Genomic DNA, 1,148 nt, shown 5'->3' with positions numbered 1-1,148 from the left:
CGCTTCACTATTATGATGAAATCGGGTTGTTAAAGCCAACAGAAAAAAGTGATGCGGGATACCGGCTTTATGACGATAAGGCACTGGAAACATTACAACAGATTTTATTTTTCCGTGAGTTTGATATCTCCTTGAAAGAAATCAAAGCTGTTTTGGACAATCCGGCTCTTGAAAGAAATCAGATTCTACAAGTACAGCGAAAAATGTTGGTAACAAAGAAAGAACGAATGGAACGTCTGATTGCCAGCATTGATGACATTCTGAAAGGAGAGAACAAAATGGATTTTACAATTTTTACCAAAACAGAAGTAGAAGAAATGTTCCAAACCATGCTTGAGCATATGCCGGAGAATATGAGAAACATTGCAATTAAAGAATTTGGTAGCATTGAACAATGGAAAAAGCATTATATGGAAGTCGTATCTTCGGAAGAAATGCAGAAAGGCTATGCAAAGGTAGTTGAATGGTATGGTGGAAAGGACAAGTTTCTGTCTGTTGCCCGAACTCCCGTCAGCAAAGAAGTTGCAGAAAGCTATAACAAACGGATAGAAGCGATTTTGCAAAAACTGATTGCAAAACAGAATTGTGACATAGATTCTTTTGAAGTAAAAGAGCTTGTTGGAGAATATGGCTTTGTTATGAAACAGCTTGCCCAGATAAAAGAAGAAAAAGGCTTTATGATGGCACAGGCGCAGTATTACCGCAATGAACAAATCAAACCAATGATAGACGAAAAATACGGTGAAGGGGCTTCTGATTTCTTTGCACAGGCAATAGAAAACTATTATAAAGTTAAGTAATCTTGAATTTTAACTAAATACCCGCCGCCCCCAGCGGCACACCAAGCAGGAAATCTGAAAAAGGTCTCCTGCTTTTTTTATACCTAAAATCGGAAAGGAGGAACACTAAATGCCCTGTCCACACAATCAAATCTCCATCGTCCAGCGTAGCAACCGCCAGTCTGCTGTTGCCGCCGCTGCTTACCAAAGCGGCGAAAAGCTGTTCTGTGAATACGACCAGCAAGTGAAGCACTACCCAGAAAAGCGTGGTATCGTCCATAATGAAATCCTGCTCCCGGCAAATGCCCCGCCAGAGTATGCAGACCGCAATACCTTATGGAACGCCGCCGAAGCTGTTGAGAAGCAATG

2 protein-coding genes are annotated in these 1,148 nt (G+C 41.2%); both read left to right on the top strand.

What is annotated here, in order from left to right; translation table 11 throughout:
• Nucleotides 1-800 (top strand): MerR family transcriptional regulator (locus tag PGR14_RS15990; RefSeq protein WP_270223724.1); only part of this gene is annotated, 800 nt, incomplete at its 5' end.
• 109 nt (nucleotides 801-909) lie between these two features.
• The coding region (locus tag PGR14_RS15985; protein ID WP_270223722.1) for a MobA/MobL family protein at nucleotides 910-1,148 on the top strand (239 nt) is incomplete at its 3' end.

This window comes from Coprococcus sp. AF99-45, assembly GCF_027663865.1.
GTDB lineage: Bacteria > Bacillota > Clostridia > Lachnospirales > Lachnospiraceae > Allocoprococcus > Allocoprococcus comes.
The sequence above is the reverse complement of the archived record's forward strand: the minus strand, read 5'-3'. Positions and strand labels throughout refer to the sequence as shown.